General features: G+C 71.9%; 19 protein-coding genes. 12 read left to right on the plus strand and 7 right to left on the minus strand.

Features of this window, described 5'->3' with window-relative positions:
* The first annotated feature begins 85 nt into the window (after positions 1–85).
* The 3 genes from AB0D49_RS08820 to AB0D49_RS08830 all read left to right on the plus strand — a co-directional run bounded on the left by AB0D49_RS08820 (position 86) and on the right by AB0D49_RS08830 (position 2,801).
* On the plus strand, positions 86–1,495 hold the full coding sequence (locus AB0D49_RS08820) for a DUF2252 domain-containing protein (protein ID WP_362753064.1): 1,410 nt from the start codon (positions 86–88) through the stop codon (positions 1,493–1,495).
* A 123-nt stretch (positions 1,496–1,618) separates the two neighbouring features.
* Positions 1,619–2,419, plus strand: coding sequence for a J domain-containing protein (locus AB0D49_RS08825; RefSeq protein WP_362753067.1), 801 nt, complete (start codon positions 1,619–1,621; stop codon positions 2,417–2,419).
* A 52-nt stretch (positions 2,420–2,471) separates the two neighbouring features.
* Entirely contained in the window at positions 2,472–2,801 is a 330-nt protein-coding gene (locus AB0D49_RS08830; RefSeq protein ID WP_362753428.1) for a rhodanese-like domain-containing protein, read from the plus strand.
* A 39-nt stretch (positions 2,802–2,840) separates the two neighbouring features.
* Here the strand turns inward: AB0D49_RS08830 and AB0D49_RS08835 are convergent, their stop codons facing one another.
* Positions 2,841–3,980, minus strand: a complete 1,140-nt coding sequence (locus tag AB0D49_RS08835; RefSeq protein WP_362753070.1) for an acyl-CoA dehydrogenase family protein — start codon at positions 3,978–3,980, stop codon at positions 2,841–2,843.
* A 277-nt stretch (positions 3,981–4,257) separates the two neighbouring features.
* Here AB0D49_RS08835 and AB0D49_RS08840 point away from each other — a divergent pair, with 277 nt between their 5' ends.
* The 3 genes from AB0D49_RS08840 to AB0D49_RS08850 are packed head-to-tail and all read left to right on the plus strand — an operon-like array spanning position 4,258 to position 7,144.
* Positions 4,258–5,172: a DUF5819 family protein gene (locus AB0D49_RS08840; RefSeq protein ID WP_362753073.1), complete on the plus strand. Its 915-nt coding sequence runs from the start codon at positions 4,258–4,260 to the stop codon at positions 5,170–5,172.
* Positions 5,169–6,407, plus strand: a complete 1,239-nt coding sequence (locus AB0D49_RS08845; RefSeq protein ID WP_362753076.1) for an HTTM domain-containing protein — start codon at positions 5,169–5,171, stop codon at positions 6,405–6,407. Before AB0D49_RS08840 ends, AB0D49_RS08845 begins: the two co-directional genes overlap by 4 nt.
* Entirely contained in the window at positions 6,404–7,144 is a 741-nt protein-coding gene (locus tag AB0D49_RS08850; protein WP_362753079.1) for a TrmH family RNA methyltransferase, read from the plus strand. The genes AB0D49_RS08845 and AB0D49_RS08850 overlap by 4 nt, the downstream gene beginning before the upstream one ends.
* Before the next feature lie 229 nt (positions 7,145–7,373).
* Here the strand turns inward: AB0D49_RS08850 and paaN are convergent, their stop codons facing one another.
* Positions 7,374–9,068 carry a phenylacetic acid degradation protein PaaN gene (paaN, locus tag AB0D49_RS08855; RefSeq protein ID WP_362753082.1) on the minus strand — a complete coding sequence of 565 codons (1,695 nt, stop codon included), beginning with the start codon at positions 9,066–9,068 and terminating at the stop codon, positions 7,374–7,376.
* A gap of 184 nt (positions 9,069–9,252) precedes the next feature.
* Here paaN and AB0D49_RS08860 point away from each other — a divergent pair, with 184 nt between their 5' ends.
* The gene (locus AB0D49_RS08860; protein ID WP_362753085.1) at positions 9,253–10,770 is read left to right on the plus strand and encodes a 3-hydroxyacyl-CoA dehydrogenase; all 1,518 of its coding nucleotides are present in this window, start codon (positions 9,253–9,255) and stop codon (positions 10,768–10,770) included.
* On the plus strand, positions 10,767–11,357 hold the full coding sequence (locus AB0D49_RS08865; RefSeq protein WP_362753087.1) for a TetR/AcrR family transcriptional regulator: 591 nt from the start codon (positions 10,767–10,769) through the stop codon (positions 11,355–11,357). Before AB0D49_RS08860 ends, AB0D49_RS08865 begins: the two co-directional genes overlap by 4 nt.
* Before the next feature lie 346 nt (positions 11,358–11,703).
* On the opposite strand, the gene AB0D49_RS08870 is transcribed toward AB0D49_RS08865, so the two are convergent.
* The 3 genes from AB0D49_RS08870 to AB0D49_RS08880 form a co-directional block, all read right to left on the minus strand.
* Positions 11,704–11,910, minus strand: a complete 207-nt coding sequence (locus AB0D49_RS08870; protein ID WP_362753090.1) for a hypothetical protein — start codon at positions 11,908–11,910, stop codon at positions 11,704–11,706.
* 121 nt (positions 11,911–12,031) lie between these two features.
* Positions 12,032–12,337, minus strand: a complete 306-nt coding sequence (locus AB0D49_RS08875) for a hypothetical protein (protein WP_362753093.1) — start codon at positions 12,335–12,337, stop codon at positions 12,032–12,034.
* Between the two features lie 53 nt (positions 12,338–12,390).
* Positions 12,391–12,624 carry a hypothetical protein gene (locus tag AB0D49_RS08880; RefSeq protein WP_362753096.1) on the minus strand — a complete coding sequence of 78 codons (234 nt, stop codon included), beginning with the start codon at positions 12,622–12,624 and terminating at the stop codon, positions 12,391–12,393.
* Between the two features lie 711 nt (positions 12,625–13,335).
* Between AB0D49_RS08880 and AB0D49_RS08885 the strand changes: the two genes are divergently transcribed.
* Positions 13,336–14,223 (plus strand): helix-turn-helix transcriptional regulator, encoded by an 888-nt coding sequence (locus AB0D49_RS08885; RefSeq protein WP_362753431.1) that lies wholly within the window; start codon positions 13,336–13,338, stop codon positions 14,221–14,223.
* Positions 14,220–14,420 (plus strand): DUF397 domain-containing protein, encoded by a 201-nt coding sequence (locus AB0D49_RS08890; protein ID WP_362753099.1) that lies wholly within the window; start codon positions 14,220–14,222, stop codon positions 14,418–14,420. The genes AB0D49_RS08885 and AB0D49_RS08890 overlap by 4 nt, the downstream gene beginning before the upstream one ends.
* Before the next feature lie 345 nt (positions 14,421–14,765).
* On the opposite strand, the gene AB0D49_RS08895 is transcribed toward AB0D49_RS08890, so the two are convergent.
* Both AB0D49_RS08895 and AB0D49_RS08900 read right to left on the minus strand, forming a co-directional pair.
* A complete protein-coding gene (locus AB0D49_RS08895) occupies positions 14,766–15,779 on the minus strand; it encodes an NAD-dependent epimerase/dehydratase family protein (RefSeq protein ID WP_362753102.1) in 1,014 nt (337 codons plus the stop codon).
* A gap of 222 nt (positions 15,780–16,001) precedes the next feature.
* Positions 16,002–16,439, minus strand: coding sequence for a hypothetical protein (locus tag AB0D49_RS08900; protein WP_003974483.1), 438 nt, complete (start codon positions 16,437–16,439; stop codon positions 16,002–16,004).
* Positions 16,440–17,149: 710 nt separating this feature from the next.
* Here AB0D49_RS08900 and hemL point away from each other — a divergent pair.
* Both hemL and AB0D49_RS08910 read left to right on the plus strand, forming a co-directional pair.
* Positions 17,150–18,469 carry a glutamate-1-semialdehyde 2,1-aminomutase gene (gene hemL / locus AB0D49_RS08905; protein WP_362753105.1) on the plus strand — a complete coding sequence of 440 codons (1,320 nt, stop codon included), beginning with the start codon at positions 17,150–17,152 and terminating at the stop codon, positions 18,467–18,469.
* Entirely contained in the window at positions 18,466–19,194 is a 729-nt protein-coding gene (locus AB0D49_RS08910; protein WP_362753108.1) for a histidine phosphatase family protein, read from the plus strand. The genes hemL and AB0D49_RS08910 overlap by 4 nt, the downstream gene beginning before the upstream one ends.
* The last annotated feature ends 150 nt before the right edge of the window (positions 19,195–19,344 follow it).

A 19,344-nucleotide genomic window follows, 5' to 3' on the forward strand; every position in this document is an offset into this window, starting at 1 on the left:
AACCGTCGGCGCCTGTACCGTTCCGGACGAGTTGATGTTCGTCGTGGGCACGGGTGTGCGCCCACGCACGCGTACGGGGGAGGCGATGGCCGTGGGTGAGGCCGAGGCGCGGATTCCACGGGTGGCCGGATTCGCCGAGCGGCCCGCCCGGGGGCCGGGGTCGACCAAGGACGAGGGCAAGGCGCTGCGCGAGCGGGTGCCGCGCGCCGCGCACGCCCTGCTCGACATCGACGCCGGGCGCCCGGACGCGGTGGCGGCGGTCGAGGAGTCCAACCGGGGCCGGATCGCGGAGCTGGCGCCGATCCGGGTCGGCCGGATGGCGGCCACGCCGTTCGCGTTCCTGCGCGGCTCCGCCGGGCTGATGGCGTACGACCTCGCCCGTACCCCCATGACCCGGGTCCGCGCCCAGATCTGCGGCGACGCGCACGCGGCGAACTTCGGGCTGTACGGGGACGCGCACGGCCGGCTGGTGATCGACCTCAACGACTTCGACGAGACGGTGCACGGCCCCTGGGAGTGGGACCTCAAGCGGCTCGCCGCGTCCCTGGTGCTGGCCGGGCGGGAGGCGGGCGCGGGCGAGGACGTGTGCCACGCGGCGGCCCGGGACGCGGTCGGCGCGTACCGGCGCACCCTGCGGCTGCTGGCCCGGCTCCCGGTGCTGGACGCCTGGCACGCCATCGCCGACGAGGAACTCGTCTCCCACACCGACGCCCACGATCTGCTCGGCACGCTGGAGCGGGTCTCGCAGAAGGCGCGGGGGAACACCAGCGGACGGTTCGCGGCGCGCTCCACCGAGCCCACCGAGGACGGCGGACGGCGGTTCGTGGCGGCGCCGCCGGTGCTGCGCCCGGTGCCGGACGCCGAGGCGGCGGCGGTCGCCGGGTCGCTGGAGGGCTACCTCGGCTCGCTCGCCGAGGACCGTCATCCGCTGCTGGCCCGGCACGCGGTGCACGATGTGGCGTTCCGGGTGGTCGGCACCGGCAGCGTGGGGACCCGGTCGTATGTCGTGCTGCTTCTCGATCATCGTGGGGAGGCGCTGATACTCCAGGTCAAGGAGGCCCGGCCGTCGGCGCTGGTGCCGCATCTGCTGACCGCCGGGTTCGACGCGGCCCAGGTGGCGCACGAGGGGCGCCGGGTGGTGGCCGGGCAGAAGCGGATGCAGGTCGTCAGCGACATCCTGCTCGGCTGGACCACGGTCGACGGGCGGCCCTTCCAGGTCCGGCAGTTCCGCAACCGCAAGGGCAGCGTCGACCCGCACGAACTCTCCCCCGACCAGCTGGACGACTACGCCCGGATGACCGGCGCGCTGCTGGCCCGCGCCCACAGCCACAGCGCCGATCCGCGGCTGCTGTCCGGCTACTGCGGCAAGAACGAGGAGCTGGACGAGGCGATGGCCGCGTTCGCCGTCGCCTACGCGGACCGTACGGAGGCGGATCACGCGGAGCTGGTGAAGGCGGTGGACTCGGGGCGGGTGGCGGCGGAGCGGGGGGTGTGACGGGGGCTCGGGGGCGGGCGCCTGTCAAGGTGACGGGGGGCTCGGGGGCGGGCGTCGTCCGGCCACGGGGTTCTCGCGGCCCGTGGTCGCCGCGGCCAGGACCCCGTGGCCTACCCTGGGCGGGTGACGACCCCGGAAGCTGAGGACACGCGGCCCGAGGCGCGGCTGGAGAAGGCCGTGCGGGCGGCCGAGCAGGCGCTGATCGAGTACGAGATCGCGGTGGAGACCTTCCGGGTCGAGGTGGAGAACTTCTCCCGGCTGCACCACCAGAAACTCGGCCCGATGTACGCCCGCCTGGAGGAGCTGGACGCCCAGATCGCCGAGGCCCGCGCCGCCCGCAGCGGCGACCCGGAGGATCTGGCGAAGGCGCGGGAACTGCGTGCCCGGGTCATGCCCATGCCGGACGTGGAGGAGCTGTTCCACGGCTGGATGGACGGCGAGGGACTCTTCCCCGAGGCCGTCGCGATGCTCACCGAGCAGCCGGTCCGGCCGCCGCAGCGGGTGCGCCCCAGCGAGGAGGCCCGCCGCCGCTACCGCGAGCTGGTCCGCAAGGCCCACCCCGATCTGGCCCAGGACGAGCCCGAGCGCGTCCGCCGCGAGGAGTTCCTGACCCGGGTGAACGCGGCGTACGCGCGCGGCGACGAGGCCGAGTTGCAGGAGCTGGCCGAGGAGTGGGCCGCCGGGCCGCGCCCCGAGGCGTCCGCCCCGATCGGCGGCGAGGAGCTGTACGCCCGGCTCGAATGGCTCGCCCGGCGCAAGGAGCTGCTCACCCTGGTGGTCAAGGAGCTGGAGGAGAGCGCCATCGGCTCCATGCTGAAGCTCGCCCCCGACGACCCCGACCGGCTGCTGGACGAGATCGCCGACCAGCTGATCGCCGAGGTGGCCCGCCGCGAGGCCGACCTCGCCGCCGAGGCCGGCTCCTAGGGCCTGTCATTTCCGGTCCGGTAGCGTCGGGCGTATGACTTTCGGAGCTGGTGTGCCCACCGTGCAGGTCGGGGACCTCAAGGACGGCGACTTCCTGGTGGACGTACGGGAGGACGACGAGTGGCGGGCCGGGCACGCCGCCGGGGCGCTGCACATCCCGATCAGCGAGTTCCTCGCCCGGTACGGCGAGCTGACCGAGGCCGCGCCGCAGGACGCCCGGGTGCATGTGATCTGCCGGTCCGGCGCCCGCTCCGCCCAGGTCACCCAGTACCTCGCCCAGCAGGGCCTGGACGCGGTGAACGTGCACGGGGGGATGCAGATCTGGGAGGCGCAGGGGCGTCCTGTGGTGACGGATGGGGGAGAGCCGGGGTTCGTGCTCTAACGCCGGGCGCGCCGAGCGGCACCGGGACCTCAACGTCCCTCACGTCAGCGCGTGGGACGCCAGCAGGTCGCCGAGGGTCTCCTCGTGGGCCGCCGCCGGGCCGAGCGACAGCTCCAGGTGCTTGGCCCAGGCGTGGTAGCGGTGCAGCGGGTACTCGACGTCCGCGCCGAAGCCGCCGTGCAGATGCTGGGCGGTCTGCACCACCCGCCGTACCCCGTCCGCCGCCCAGATCTTGGCCACCGCCACATCGCCGGAGACGGGCAGCGCGCCCGCCGTGCCCGAGTCCAGTCGCCAGGCGGCCTGCCAGAGGGTCGCCTCCATCGCCCGCAGATCGATGTACCGGTCGGCGGCCTGGACGGCGACCGCCTGGAACGTGGCGATCGGGTACCCGAACTGCTCCCGCCGCCCCGCGTACTCCCCGGTCATCCGCAGCACCCGCTCCCCCAGCCCGAGCGCCAGCGCGCAGGTGCCGGTGGCCAGGACGTCCCGCAGCCACTCCCACGCCCCCTCGGCCTCCAGTACGTCCCCGGCCGGGACCCGCGCCCCGTCCAGCCGCAGCTCCCCGAGCCGCTCCCCGGACGTCGAGACCTGCTCGGCGAGCGTGCTTCCGGCCAGCCCGCGCGGTACCAGCGCGAGCACGGACCGGTCGTCGCCGGTGTGCGCCGGTACGAGCGTCCAGTCCGCCTCGTACGCCCAGGGGATCGCGGTCTGGGTGCCGTCCAGCAGCCAGTGGTCGCCGTCCCGGCGGGCGGTCACCGCGCGTTCGGCGGGGTCGTGTCCGGTGCGGCCGTGCGCGGCGACGGTGAGGACGCGCTCGCCCCGGCCGGCCGCGGTGAGCAGCGCCGCGCGGTCCGCCGTACGGACGTCTGCGAAGCGGTGCAGGGTCGCCGCCGCCGCGCTGGTCTCCAGGAGCGGGACGCGGGCCAGGACGCGGCCCGCCTCGCGCAGGACGAGACAGAGGGCGACCGTGTCGAGGCCCGCGCCGCCGTGTTCGGGGGCGAGGAGCAGGCTCAGCAGATCGGCGCCGGCGAGTTTCGCCCAGAGCGCGCGGTCGAGGTCGTCGGCCACCGGGCCGGGGGTGAGCGCGGGGCTGGGTACGGCGTCCGGGGCCACGTCGGCGAACACACCGCGCGCCGCCTCGGCCGCCGCCTGCTGCTCCTCGCTGAAGGTGAAGTCCACGGTCGTGTCCGTCCTTCCGTTTCCGGTGTCCGGTCCGGCGTCCCAGGTGTCCGGTCCGGCGTCTCAGGTGTCGGGTTCGGCCGCCGGCTGTCGTGACGACGTTTCTGACGGGTCGTCAAGATAGAACAGGTTCTACGAGAAGGGAACGGGGCCGGGGCGGTCCCGGGCGGCTGGCCTGCGGGGGTGTGCGGGGCGGGGCCGGGCTGAGTACCGTTCGCGTTCGAGCACCGTCGGGGCGGAGCGTGGTGCGGACGACGCGAGCGGGAATCGGGGCGGGATGGACGGGCAGGGCACGGAGCGCACGGACGGTACGGGCGGTACGGGCGGTACAGGCAGTACGGGCGGTACGGGCGGTACGGAGAGCGACGGGCGGGTGTCTGGCGGGGGCCGGGAGGACGAGGACGTTCCGGATATCGGCCCTCCGCGCTCACCGGAGACGGACTCGTCGGAGACGGACCCGCCCCCGCCGGACACCGGCCCGCCGCGCCCGCCGGAGACGGACCCTCGCCCCCCGGAGACCGACCCGCCCCCGCCGGACGACCCCCGTACCGGCATAGCCGCGCTGTCCCTGCCCTACCGCGTCGGCGTCGCGCTCGCGCTGGCCGTCGTCGCGGTCGCCGTCTGTGTCCACCTCGGGATGGTGTTCCTGCACGTCGCCCCGGCGAACACGGTGAGCAAGCGGCACGCGGCGACGGTCGACGCCTGGATCTACCCGGAGTTCGAGCAGAACTGGAAGCTGTTCGCCCCCAACCCGCTCCAGCAGAACGTCGCCGTCCAGGTCCGCGCCCAGATCCGCACCCCGGACGGCGGTGAGCGCACCACCGGCTGGCACGACCTGTCCGCCGCCGACGGCCGGGCCATCGACGGCAACCCGGTGCCCAGCCACACCCAGCAGAACTCGCTGCGCCGCGCCTGGGACTACTACGTGGCCACCCACGACGGCGACAACCGCGCCACCGGCCCGCGCGGCACCCTCGCCGAGACCTATGTACGGCGGCTGGTGGTGCTGCGGCTGACGCGCGAGGGCGTGACGGGGGAGGGCGGGGTCGTGGAGCGGGTGCAGGTGCGCTCCAGTACGTCCAATGTCGAACCGCCCGCCTGGAGCGAGGAGAAGATCGCGCTGGAGCCGGTGTACCGGGTGCTGCCCTGGTGGCAGGTGCCCGACGAGGAGCGCGCCGGAGGCACCGGATGAACCGTTTCTCGCTGGCCCTCTCGCGCGCCATCGGACAGGTCACCGGGCAGCCGCTCGGCCCGTACCAGAGCGCGGTGATCCGGATCGGCTTCGCCGGGACCTGGCTGGTCTTCCTGCTGCGGGAGTTCCCGCACCGCCGGGAGCTGTACGGCCCGGACGGTCCCTGGAGCTGGGAGCTGGCCGAACAACTGGTCGGCATGAACGGCGCGTTCACCGCGCTGCTGTGGTCGGACGCGGGGCTGTGGTTCGAGACGGTCTACGCGCTGGCCCTGCTGTCCGCGCTGCTGCTGCTGCTCGGCTGGCGGACCCGCACCATGTCGGCGCTGTTCATGGTGGGCGTCCTGTCGCTCCAGAACCGCAGTGTCTTCGTCGGGGACGGCGGCGACAACGTGCTGCATCTGATGTGCCTCTACCTGGTCTTCATACGCTGCGGCCAGGTGTGGTCGCTGGACGCCCGCCGGGCGTGTCGTACGGCGGCGGCGCGGGCGCGCGGCGAGCGGGTCGTCGACCGCGCGGGCCCGGTCATGTGGACGGTGTTCGCCCTGGCCCTGCTGGCGGTGACGGTCTCGGGGCGGCTGGACAGCGAGTGGACGGTGCCGCTGCTGCTGTGGGGGGTGCTGGCGGGGACGGCCCTGTGGTGGGCCGCCGAGCGGCTGGCGCCGGACGGACAGCCGCGTACGCTCCTCGATGTCGTCGCCACGATCCTGCACAACGGCGGACTGCTGGTCGTGATGGCGGAGGCGTGTCTGATCTACGCCACGGCGGGCTGGTACAAGATCCAGGGCTCGCGCTGGCAGGACGGCACCGCCGTCTACTACCCGCTGCACCTCGACTACTTCTCCCCCTGGGCGGCCCTGGGCACGGCGCTGGCGGCGAGCGGCACGCTGGTGATGCTGATCACCTATGGGACGGTCTTCGTGCAGATCGCCTTCCCGTTCGCGCTGCTCAACCGGCGGGCGAAGAATGTGCTGCTGGCCGCGATGATCACCGAGCACGCGGTGATCGCGGTCGTGCTGGGGCTGCCGTTCTTCTCGCTGGCGATGATCGCGGCGGATCTGGTGTTCCTGCCTACGCCGTTCCTGCGGCGGGTGGGGGCGCTGGTGTCGCGGGGGGTGCGGCGGGCGGTGGGGCGGCCGGGTGAGGGGGCTGGTGGGGACGGTGGCGGGAGTGCCGCGTCCGGCGGTCCTGTGGCGGCGCAGGACCCGTCCGCGCCCCCCGTAGGCTCTCCGGCATGAACGACCCGCTGAGCGTCTGGCACCGGCTGGCCGACGGCGCGGTGCTGCTGGACGGCTTCCACGCCGTCAAGCACGCGCTGCGCTTCGGCGCGCAGATCCCGGTGGCGGTGACGACGGACCGCGCGGCGACCCTCGCGCTGGCCGCCGACCTCGCCCCCGATCTGACGGAGTCGCTGGCGGCGCTGCTGACGGAGGTCCCGGCGGCGGTGTACGGCACCTTGGTGCCGCGTCCGCATCCGACGGGGGTGGCTGCCCTGGCGGTCCGTCCCGCGCGCGGGACGCAGTGGGAGACGCTCGCGCGGCTGCCGCGTCCGGCGCCGGTCGTCGTGCTGGACAACCCGCGCAATCTGGGCAACGCGGGGGCGGTGATCCGGCTGGCGGCGGGCTTCGGCGCGACCGGCGTGGTCACCACGGGCACGCTGGACCCCTGGCACCCGACGGTGGTCCGGGCGGCGGCGGGGCTGCACTTCGCGACGGCGGTGGAGCGTCTGGAGGCCGACGCGCTGCCGCCGGGTCCGCTGTTCGCTCTGGACCCGGAGGGCGAGGATCTGCGGGACGTGAAGCTGCCCGATGAGGCGGTGCTCGCGTTCGGGTCGGAGCGGGCGGGGCTGTCGCCTGAGCTGCGCTCGCGGACGGTCCATCTGCTGTCGCTGCCGATGGCTCCGCAGGTCAGCAGCTACAACCTGGCTACGAGTGTGGCGATGGCGCTGTATCACTGGAGTGCGGGGCGGGGCTGACGGGGCGGTGTGTGTGGGGCGGTATTTGGGGGCGGCTGGGCGCCGCTGGGGGCGGGGCGGGGGCCGTTGGTGGGAGGCGGCGGGGGCTGGTGACGAGGGGCGGCGGGAGCCGTTGATGTGGGGCGGCGGGGGCTGGGGCCGGAGCTGGACCGCCCTCCCGCCGCCATCGACGGGTCCTATGGCCCTCCCTCAGCTCCCCGCCGCCATCGACGGACCCTATGGCCCTCCCTCAGCCCTCCCGCCGTACCTCGATCATGCGGAACCGGCCCGCCACGAACGCCCCGTCCGTCAGGGCGGCGTTGGCGGCCGGGTTGCCGCCGGAGCCGTGGAAGTCGGAGAACGCGGCCGTCTGGTTGACGTACACCCCGCCCGTGAGGTTGAGGGAGAGCTGCGCGGACTCCTCCAGGCAGACCTCCTCGACGGCCCGCTCGACCTCCGGGTCGACCGTGTACGCCCCGACGGTCATCGCGCCTTGGTCGCGGACGGTCCGCTGGAGCAGTTCCACGGCGTCGGCGGCGGAGTCGACGGCGACGGCGAAGGAGACCGGGCCGAAGCACTCGCTGAGGTAGGCGGCCTCGTCGTCCGGCTTGGCGCCGTCCAGCTTGACGATGACCGGGGTGCGGACGACCGCGTCGGGGAAGTCCGGGTTGGTTACCTCGCGGGTGGCGAGGGCGACTTCGCCGAGGCCGGGGGCGGCCTCCAGGCGGGTCCGGACGTCGGGGTTGACGATCGCCCCGAGCAGGGCGTTCGCGCGGGCGTCGTCGCCGAGCAGCCCCGACACGGCCGCGGCGAGATCGGTGACGACCTCGTCGTAGGACTTGGGGCCCTGGTCGGTGGTGATGCCGTCGCGGGGGATGAGCAGGTTCTGCGGGGTGGTGCACATCTGGCCGCTGTAGAGGGACAGGGAGAACGCCAGGTTGGAGAGCATCCCCTTGTAGTCGCCGGTGGACTCGACGACGACCGTGTTGACGCCGGCCTTCTCGGTGTAGACCTGCGCCTGGCGGGCGTGGGTCTCCAGCCAGTCGCCGAAGGCGGTGGAGCCGGTGTAGTCGATGATCCGGATCTCGGGGCGGACGGCGAGCGTCTTGGCGATGCCCTCGCCGGGCCGCTCGGCGGCGAGCGCGACGAGATTGGGGTCGAACCCGGCCTCAGTGAGCACCTCGCGGGCGACGGCCACGGTCAGGGCGAGCGGCAGCACCGCGCGGGGGTGCGGTTTGACGAGGACGGCGTTGCCGGTGGCGAGGGAGGCGAAGAGTCCCGGGAAGCCGTTCCAGGTGGGGAAGGTGTTGCAGCCGATGAGCAGGGCGATGCCGCGCGGGGCGGCGGTGAAGGTCTTGGTGAGGACGAGCGGGTCGCGCTTGCCCTGGGGCTTGCTCCAGTCGGCGGTGCCGGGGGTGCGGACCTGCTCGGCGTACGCGTAGGCGACCGCCTCCAGGCCGCGGTCCTGGGCGTGCGGGCCGCCCGCCTGGAAGGCCATCATGAACGCCTGCCCGGAGGTGTGCATGACCGCGAGGGCGAACTCATGGGTGCGGTCGCTGATCCGCTTCAGGATCTCCAGGCAGACCAGGGCCCGGGTCTCGGGGCCCGCGTCCCGCCAGGCGCGCTGTCCGGCCTTCATGGCGGGCAGCAGGACGGCCGGGTCGGCGTGCGGGTACGTCACGCCCAGCTCGATGCCGTACGGGGAGACCTCGCCGCCGACCCAGTCGTCGGTGCCGGGCTGGCCGAGGTCGAGGCGGGTGCCGAGGAGGGCGTCGAACGCGGCCTTCCCGGCGGCGGCGTCCAGGCTGCCGTTCTCCCCGTACGCCTTCGGGTGCTCGGGGTGGGGGGACCAGTACGCGCGGGTGCCGATCGCTTCCAGCGCCCGGTCGAGGGTGGCGCGGTGGCGGGTGATCAGCTCGTTCGCCGAGGGGGCGGCGGCGGCCATGGGGGACCAACTCCTCGTCTCAAGAACTCACCGGCGAGTTCATGACCTGGGCCGGAGCAAGAAGGGATGCGACGGCCGAAGCAGGGACAGAAACAGCACGACAGAGTTAGAGTAACCGAACGATCGGTCGGTACAAGGGGGTCCGGCGTATCTGTGGACAACCCGGTGCGGGAGGATCGCGCACATGACAGCACTCGACCTGAGCGGCCCCGTGGCCGTCGTGGGCACCGGCACCATGGGCCAGGGCATCGCCCAGGTCGCCCTGGTCGCGGGCCATCCCGTACGGCTGTACGACGCCGTACCGGGACGGGCGCGGGACGCGGCCGACGCGATCACCGCCCGGCTGGACCGGCTCGTCGCCAAGGACCGGCTCAGCGGCGCCGACCGGGACGCCGCACGGGCGCGTCTGCTGCCCGCCGAGGGCCTCGCGGAGCTGGCGGACAGCGCGCTGGTCGTGGAGGCCGTCCAGGAGGACCTGGCGGCCAAGCAGGAGCTGCTGCGGGCGCTGGAGGACATCGTCCCGGAGGACTGCCTCCTGGCCACCAACACGTCCTCGCTCTCCGTCACCGCCATCGGCGCCGCCCTGCGCGCCCCCGGCCGCCTGGTCGGCCTGCACTTCTTCAATCCGGCGCCGGTGCTGCCGCTGGTCGAGGTGGTGTCCGGACACGCCACCGACGTGTCCTCGGCGACCCGGGCGTACGAAACGGCCCGCGCCTGGGGCAAGACGCCGGTGGCCTGCGCCGACACGCCCGGCTTCATCGTCAACCGCCTCGCGCGCCCCTTCTACGCGGAGGCGTTCGCCGTGTACGAGGCACAAGGCGCCGATCCCGCGACGATCGACGCGGTGCTGCGGGAGAGCGGCGGGTTCCGGATGGGCGCGTTCGAACTGACCGACCTGATCGGGCAGGACGTCAACGAGTCGGTGACCCACTCCGTATGGCGGGCCTTCTTCCAGGACCCCCGTTTCACCCCGTCCCTGGCCCAGCGCCGCCTGGTCGAGTCGGGACGCCTCGGCCGCAAGACCGGCCAGGGCTGGTACGACCACCGCGCGGACGCGGAACCGGCGGAGCCGCACACCGCGGAACCGTCCGTACCGCCCGCGTATGTGGTGGCCGAGGGCGATCTCGGTCCCGCCTCGGAGCTGCTCGCGATGATCCGCGAGTCGGGCGTGCCGGTGCGGGAGGAGGACGAGGACCACGGGACGCGGCTGGTGCTGCCGGGCGGCGGGCAGCTGGCGCTGGCGGACGGGCAGACGTCCGTGGAGTTCCGGGACGTGGTCTATTTCGACCTGGCGCTGGACTACCGCAGGGCGACCCGGGTGGCGCTCGCGGCGTCCCAGGACACCACCGCGCAGACCCTCTCCGAGGCGATCGGCCTGTTCCAGGCGCTGGGCAAGAAGGTCAGCGTCCTGGGGGACGTGCCCGGCATGATCGTCGCCCGCACGGTCGCCCGGCTCGTGGACCTCGCGCATGACGCCGTCGCCAAGGGCGTGGCCACGGAGGAGGACATCGACACGGCGATGCGGCTGGGCGTGAGCTACCCGCTCGGCCCGTTCGAATGGAGCCGCCGACTGGGCCGGAACTGGGCGTACGCCCTGCTGGACGATCTGCATCTGCGTGACCCGTCCGGCCGCTACGCCCCGTCGCTCGCGCTGTACCGCCACGCCTATGCCACCGACAAGCGGGAGGGCAGCACCTCATGACCACGGCCAAGCGCGACACGTACACCCCGGAGACCCTGCTGTCGGTCGCCGTGCAGGTCTTCAACGAACGCGGCTACGACGGCACGTCCATGGAGCACCTGTCCCGCGCGGCGGGGATCAGCAAGTCCTCGATCTACCACCATGTCTCGGGCAAGGAGGAACTCCTGCGGCGCGCTGTGAGCCGCGCTCTGGACGGGCTCTTCGGCATCCTGGAGGAGCCTCCCGCGCGGGAGGGGCGCGCGGCGGACCGGCTGGAGCATGTGGTGCGCCGCATGGTGGAGGTCCTGATCACGGAACTCCCGTACGTGACCTTGCTGCTCCGGGTCCGCGGCAACACGGACACCGAGCGGTGGGCGCTGGAGCGGCGCCGGGAGTTCGACCACCAGGTGGCCGAACTCCTCAAGGCCGCGGCGGCGGACGGCGACGTACGGGGCGACATAGAGGTCCGCCTCGCGACCCGGCTGGTCTTCGGCATGGTCAACTCCATCGTGGAGTGGTACCGGCCCGCTCCGCGGGGGGCGGATGCGCGGGAGGTGTCGGAGGCGGTGGCGCGGTTGGTGTTTGAGGGGTTGCGGCGGGAGGGGTAGGGGTGGGTTCTCTGCGGGGCCCTGTGGTTTCGGGCTGAGGGAGCCTCTTGTGGGTCGGCAATGACCGTGGGCGGCCCTACGAGGCCCCGCGCGGTCCCTGGCCCGCCCCGTAGCGACGCGCTGTCCGTCGGCCAGCACCCGGTACGTCTCGATGGTCATGCGGGAGGCACCGGGTTCGGGCGGGACACCGGCTCTCGACGGCCGTCCACGGGGCGCTCACGGGCTTGAATAAGGGGCCGTCCGCCGCCCCATCGAGGGGACCGGTGGGATGGGACGGACGGCCGGTTGGTGCACCATCCGCCAGGGGCCTTCCTGTCCACCGGGCAGAGGGGCGTTCGCGGTGCCGCTACCAGGGTCCCGGTGGACCGTCCCCGGTCCGGCAGCGCGGGCAGCGGCACGGCGGCCAGCGGCGGGTGCCGATCCCGGGGGGCACCTCGCCGGGCCGGTACACGATCACCGGGGTGTGGTCGACGCGTTCGCCGTCCGGGCGGACCCGGTAGGTCTCGATGGTCAGGTGCGAGGCGCCTGGGGCGGGGGGCGTACCGGCGTTCACCGCGCCGTCACCTCCTCGCCGTCGCCGTCGCCGGACGGCTGCCGGGGAATGTGCCGGTCGATCAGCTTCCGCAACCGCCGCACCTCGCGCTGGAACTCCGGATCGCTGCGGATGGCTTCTGCTACGGGTCGGTGTATTCGAAGGTGTGGCAGCCCGGATGACCGTCGAACAGGGTGCACACCGTGTCCTGCGCTGCGACTTCGGAGGGGGTGTTGCAGTCGGGTACGGTCCGGAACGTGTCGGGCGGGCAGTCGTCCGCCCACTGGGCCCACACCTCGCCGTCGCTGGGATCGTCCAGTTCCCACACCAGGTCGTGATGACGGCCTCCGGAGTGCTCCTGGAGACAGCAGCGCAGTGAGCGGGCAACGGTGTCCGGGGCGGTGTCCTTGACCGACACGAACATGATGGCGATCAGGTCGACGGGCATCACGGTTTCCGTGCCGCACATCCGGGGCGGGGGCACGGACCGGCCCTCTTTGATCAGCGAGACCACCGGCCACCCCCTGGCATCGTCTGCGGGGTGGACGCGTCCGCGCACACGGCACGCACCGAGTCTTCAGCGGCCCGCCGCAGCGTGAACGCGAGGGCGCGCCGACGCCACCGTTCTCGCTCGCTGTCCTGCCAGTCACGGACCCGTTCCCGCTCCCGGGCACGGTCGTCCTCACCCGCCGGGTAGTACGGCCGCACCAGGACCGCCGTACCAGCGTCGAACACGATCCCGTCCTCCTCGGGACACGCTTTCCCGGGCGACCACGCACGCTCCCTGAGCGGCAGGACAACGCTCGCCGGAGCCGCCCCGCACACTCCCGCGCGGTGCCGACCGGCAGCAACCGGCCGGTCCGCCCGCCGACGCCCGGTAGGGGGCAATTACAGCCGTAACAGCCACCCGAAGAACAGACCGAACCGCTTCATTGCGTCCTCAACTCCCGTCCACTGGTGGCCATTTGAGTGCTGCCGGGTGGTGACCTGGGAGCCGCGATTCCGGGGGTTCCCCCGTCGCGTCGGTCGCCCGGCGGTGCGGATGCTGACTGATGATCACGCTGAAGTTCCGGAACGCCCCCGGGTTCCCCCGGCAACGCTCCCGCCCCTTCGCAGCCGCATCACAGATCCGGCACCCGGGCACCGGAACCGGTTTCTGACCAGGGGTCCAGGGCGCCCCGGTGTGTGCGCCGTTGCCTCTTCGTGGCGCCACAAGGTCCCCCAACCGAAGCAATCTGATGCACTGTCAGACATGAAGCTGATCAATGCCGTTGTCTCGTCTCTGGATCTCCACCCTGCATTCCGGTACCTCGCCGTGCAAGACTTCATAGCGAGGTACCGCTGTAAGAGAATCGAACTGATGCCCTTCGGTTCGCGGTGAGCGTCAGGCCACTCTCATTTCGAGTGGTGGAAGTCCGTCATACTGAGAGAGAAGAAGGGGTGGAGATGGCAGAGGGGCCGACAGGATCAACCGTTCCGCGCCGACAGTTGGGGCGACACCTGAAGGAACTTCGTAACCGCGCCCGCATGACCGTTCGTGCTGCGGCGACAACGCTGGAGTGGTCAGAGGCGAAGATGTGGCGCATCGAGACAGGGCAAACACCCCTGCGCGCGCTGGATGTTCAGGCGATGTGTGCCGTGTACGGTGCTCCGTCAGACCTGACCCAAGCCCTCATGGGTCTTGCGAAGGAGACGAAAGCGCGCGGGTGGTGGCACTCGTATGGCGACGTGATCCCAGAGGGATTCGACGTGTTCGTCGGGTTGGAAGAAGCCGCAACGAGTCTCTGCTCTTACGAGAGCGACGTTGTACCCGGGTTGCTCCAGACTGACGGATACGCCCGAGAGATCATCAGAACCCACTATCCGAAGATGGATGACGAAGGGGTTGACGGGCGCGTTCAACTTCGGATCGAGCGACAGGCACTCATCACACGCGCGACAGCCCCGTCCGTGCTTCGCGTGGCACTGGCAGAGACAGTCTTGCGCCGACCAGTCGGCGGGAACTCCGTCATGGCGACGCAACTCGCGCACCTCGTGTACGTGTCCGGCTTACCGAGCGTCGATATCCGGGTTGTGCCTTTCACGACCGGGGCTCACGCGGGTGTGTTGAGCGGACCGTTCGTCATCCTGCGGTTTCCGACGAACGGCGATGGAGTCGACACGGAACCGCCAACGGTCTACGCCGACGGGTACACGGGCGGCTTGTACCTGGACAAGCCAAGGGAAGTAGAGCAGTACGAGGCGGCGTTCGCCGGAATATGGGACGCAGCACTGGACGAGCAAGCGTCACAGCGTTTGATCTCCGAGGTGGCAGGGAGCTATAGACAGCCATGAATGGGAAAGATCCGCACAGTTCAGAGTGGTTGAAGTCGAGCCACAGCAACGGGAACGGCAACTGTGTGGAGGTGCGATTCACCTCCGTCACGGTGGCTATGAGGGACAGCAAGCAGGCTGACGGCCCGATCTTCACGCTCTCCCCCAAAGCGTTCGCGGGACTGGTGACGTTCGCGCGCAACGCAGATGTCGGCTAGCGCCGACCGATCCCGTAGAGCCCCGTCCGGTCGCGTGATACCGGACGGGGTTCCGTCGTTCCAGGGGGCGGGACCGACCCCCGCGCGCCGTAGCCGTGCACACGCTCACGGGCGGGTACTCGTTCGCCCGGACGCCCGGACCGGTCGCCATGGTCGGCCCCCTGATGCGGTCGGGGGCCGTTGCGCTGAGCGCCGTCCGCCCGCTGGCCACCCCGCCGACCGGACCCGCGAAACAGTCGCTGCACCGACCGACTCGGATACGGCGACGTATCCGAGCAACGCGGACTCCTGACCATCTGTCTAGCCGTCTGACCTGAATGGACGCGTCGGAAGACATAGGGGTGTCTAACGCGACTTGACTACCCTCGCCTCCTTCTCCCGGTCGAGCCCGTGCTCGCCCCACCGCGGATGATCCACGGGTCGCCCGTCCGCCGCGAGCCATGCCCAGGTGTCCCGGATCGTCTCCGCCAGCGGACGGCACCGCAGCCCGTCCGTGACCGCCCGGCCGGATTCGACGGACCACACACCCGGGTGCGTGCGCCACAACGGCAGCTCGGTCCACTGGGCGACACCGTGCGCGGTGAGGACATCGGGTTCGACCCACACCGGCTTCCCGACACCCCCCGTCACGGCCAGGCACTCGTCGAGGAAGTCCGCGAAGGAAATCCCGTCAGGGTGAGTGACGTTGTACCCGCCACTCGCTCCGCCTGCCGCCTGCCGGAGGGCGAACTCGGCGACATCGCGTACATCCACAGGCTGGACGATCCGACCGCTCGGGGCCGGGGCGAGGACATGACCGCCCCTCTTGGCCCTGGTCAGCCACCAGGGCAACCGCCCCACATACTCACCGGGCCCCAGGATGACCCCGGGCCGGAGGAACACCGCCGACTCCCCGAACGCCTCGACGACCGCTCGTTCCCCGCCGGCCTTCTGGAAGCCGTAGACGGTCGGACTCCCGTTCGCGCCCGTGTAGCCGAAACTGCTGTCGGCGTCCGCCGGGGCCTCCAGCAGGGGTGACTCGTCCGTGAGCGGCCGATGGGGCCAGTCGGCGTAGACCGACACCGTGGAGATGTGCACCCAGCGCCGAGCCGCCTCCCGCAGCGCGGTCGTGGCCAGCAGGACGGTCCGGGGCGCGAACTCCGAGCTGGAGGTGTCGATCACGGTGTCCCAGGGCCCCTGCCGGGCGAGGCGTGCCAGGTCATCGCGATCCGTGCGATCCCCGTGGATCGCCTGGACGCCCGCGGCGTCGCTCCCCGAGCGCCCTCGGTTGAAGGTGGTCACCGACCACCCCCGCGCGAGCGCGCCCTCGGCGATGCATTTTCCCAGGAACCACGTACCGCCCAAGACCAGAATGCGCATGGCACGATCCTGCCGCGCGGCGACGGCCGCCGGGAAGCCGCCCCGAATCACCGCCGGGCCGACGGGTTCCCCTTTGGTACCGACCCCATGGAGGCCCGGTGCCCCGGCACAGGGCGGTGACCCGGCGACTTCATCCCTGTGCCCTCATGGCCCCACGACCCCGGTCCGCACAGGACAAGGGCGAGGTCGTAAGACCCCGCCCGAACTCAGAGACCCCCCACCTCAGGGCCACACCAGGCAATACGGCTGATGCCCCGCCTCATGCAACCGGTGCGAGAAGTCCTGCCACTCGTGCAGCAGTTGGTAGACATTGAACGCGTCCCGCGGTCCCCCCCGATCCGGCACCGTCGACCAGATGAACGCCGCCGCGCCGACCGCCTCCTCGCCGATGCCGCGCAGGGGGTCGACGACCGTCATGGGGAGTTTGACCACCGCGTAGTCGGGGTGCAGGACGACCAGCTCCAGCGGCGGGACCTTGTGCAGGGGGACGCCCTCGATACCGGTGAGGACCATCGCGGCCATCGTCTCCGGCTTGATCTTGGTGAACATGCCGTTCATCCCGAGTTCGTCGCCGCCGAGTTCCTCGGGACGCATCGAGATCGGGACCCGGGCCGCGGTCGCCCCGTCCGGCGCGCCGAAGTACTTGTACGTCACCCCCACCCGACCACCATTCCTGCTTCCGGCCCGCAGCGCGTCCAGCCGGCGGTCGATCGGTCGGTCGATCCGTCGGTCGGTCGGCTCGGGCTCGTTCGGCGCACCCTGTGCCTGACGTGTTTCGGCGGCTTCCTCCGCGTCGCGCCGGTGCCTTCCCCGCCGGGCACGTCGAGGACCCAGGTCATCAGTCCCCTCGCCCAGTCCGCCACCGCGATGCATATCTCCACCCGACTGCTTTTCTAGGACGCGCGGACCCGGCCGCGCAACCCGATCATCGTGTCAGTGACCTCCCCCACGGCCGCTCGCCGAAACGTGCGGTGAAACACCTGTCCGCAGGTTCCTCGCAGCACCCATCCCATACGGCCGTGGAAGCTGTGCGTATCAACGGTCATTTTCGCAGATGGTCCGGGAAGGATCACTGGTTTGCGCCGCCGGTTCGTGCCGCGCCCGCCCATATACCCCCGCCGGCCCCCCTCCCCACCCCTTTCCTCACGCCTTTTCCCACGCCCCTCCCGTCCCTCCCCCCACCCCTCCCCTCATCCCTTTCTCCCGTGCCCCGTCCGTCTCCGCGCCCCCTTTCGCCGCCGCCGCCCCACCGCCCCGCGCGTCTCCCGGGTGCTCAGCCCGCCCCGGCGGCCCGGTCCCCGTACCCCCCTGTCCTACCCTGAGGTCATCACTGCCCCCGGAGTCCGAGAAGTCGGAGAAGTCGCAAGGTCATGAGCGAACTGCCATATCCATACGAAGCACCCGCCTCGCAGGCGCTGTTCGACCGTGCCGCGGCCGTCACGCCAGGTGGCGTGAACTCGCCGGTCCGTGCGTTCCGCGCGGTCGGCGGCACCCCCCGGTTCATGGTGTCCGGCACCGGGCCGTATCTCACGGACGCGGACGGACGCGAGTACGTCGACCTCGTCTGTTCCTGGGGGCCGATGATCCTCGGGCACGCGCACCCCGAGGTGATCGCCGCCGTACAGGCCGCCGTCGCCCGTGGTACGTCCTTCGGTACGCCCGGTGAGGGCGAGGTCGCGCTCGCCGAGGAGATGACCGGGCGGGTCGGCCCGCTGGAGCAGGTCCGGCTGGTCTCCAGCGGCACCGAGGCCACCATGTCCGCCATCCGGCTCGCCCGTGGCTTCACCGGCCGCACCAAGGTGATCAAGTTCGCCGGGTGTTACCACGGGCATGTGGACGCGCTGCTCGCCGCCGCCGGGTCCGGCCTCGCCACCTTCGCGCTGCCCGACACCCCGGGTGTCACCGGTGCCCAGGCCGGGGACACCATCGTGCTCCCCTACAACGACCTCGAAGCCGTCCAGGCCGCCTTCCACGCGCACCCCGGCGAGATCGCCTGTGTGATCACCGAGGCGTCGCCGGGGAACATGGGCGTCGTACCGCCGCTGCCCGGCTTCAACCAGGGGCTGAAGGACGCCTGCGCCAAGAACGGGGCGCTCTACATCTCCGACGAGGTGATGACCGGGTTCCGCACCAGCCGCGCCGGATGGTTCGGGATCGACGGGGTCGTGCCCGACCTGATGACCTTCGGGAAGGTGATGGGCGGGGGCTTCCCGGCCGCCGCGTTCGGCGGGCGGGCCGATGTGATGGCCCACCTCGCCCCCGCCGGGCCGGTCTACCAGGCCGGCACCCTCTCCGGGAACCCGGTCGCCACCGCCGCCGGACTGGCCCAGCTCCGGCTCCTGGACCAGGCGGCGTACGACACCGTCGACGCCGTGTCCGCCCGTATCCAGGCGCTGGTCGGCGAGGCGCTGACCAAGGAGGGCGTGGCCCACCGCATCCAGACCGCGTCCAACATGTTCTCCGTCTTCTTCACCGGCCGTGAGGTGCGGGACTACGAGGACGCGCGGGGGCAGGAGTCGTTCCGCTTCAACGCCTTCTTCCACTCGATGCTGGCGAGCGGGGTCTATCTGCCGCCGTCGTCCTTCGAGTCCTGGTTCGTGTCCACCGCGCACGACGACCGGGCCGTCGAGCGGATCGCCGACGCCCTCCCGGCGGCGGCCCGAGCGGCGGCGGAGGCCACGGCGCGATGACCTACAAGGCTGAGAAGGCGGAGAAGGGGGAGGGAGCCGCGGGGGGCGGTCGGCGGGACATCACCGTCGTCCATCTGCTGCGGCACGGCGAGGTCGCCAACCCGGACGGCATCCTGTACGGACGGCTGCCCGGCTACCACCTCTCCGAGCTGGGGCAGCGGATGGCCGACCGGGTCGCCGAGCACCTCGCCCCCCGTGACATCACCCGGGTCGTGTCCTCCCCGCTGGAGCGCGCGCAGGAGACCGCGACCCCGATCGCCAAGGCGCACGGGCTGGACATCGCGACCGACGGCCGGCTCGTCGAGGCGGGCAATGTCTTCCAGGGCAAGACCTTCGGCGTCGGCGACGGCGCCCTGAAGCGGCCGGAGAACTGGCGCCATCTCGTCAACCCGTTCCGCCCGTCCTGGGGGGAGCCGTACGTCGACCAGGTCGTCCGGATGATGGGGGCGCTGGACGCCGCCAAGGACGCGGCGCGCGGGCATGAGGCGGTGCTGGTCAGCCATCAGCTGCCGATCTGGATCGTGCGGTCGTACGTGGAGCGGCGGCGGCTGTGGCACGATCCGCGCCGCAGACAGTGCACGCTCGCCTCGCTGACGTCCTTCACCTACGACGGCGACCAGATCGTGTCGGTGGGGTACAGCGAGCCCGCGCTCGAACTGGTGCCCGCGCATCTGCGGGCGGGGGCCAGACCGGTCAAGGGCAAGGACAAGGCGTTCGGCGCCTGAGCCGGTAGCGGCACGGTCCCCTTTCCGCGGCGGTGCGGGCCGTCCCCGCGGCGGTGCCAGCCGTGTCCGCGGTGACTCGGGACGTGTCCGGTGGGGTGGCCTGAACCCGCCTCTGTGACACGGCCGTCATATTTGTATATAAACCTTTAC

The organism is Streptomyces sp. NPDC048290 (assembly GCF_040652095.1).
Taxonomy (GTDB): Bacteria; Actinomycetota; Actinomycetes; order Streptomycetales; family Streptomycetaceae; genus Streptomyces.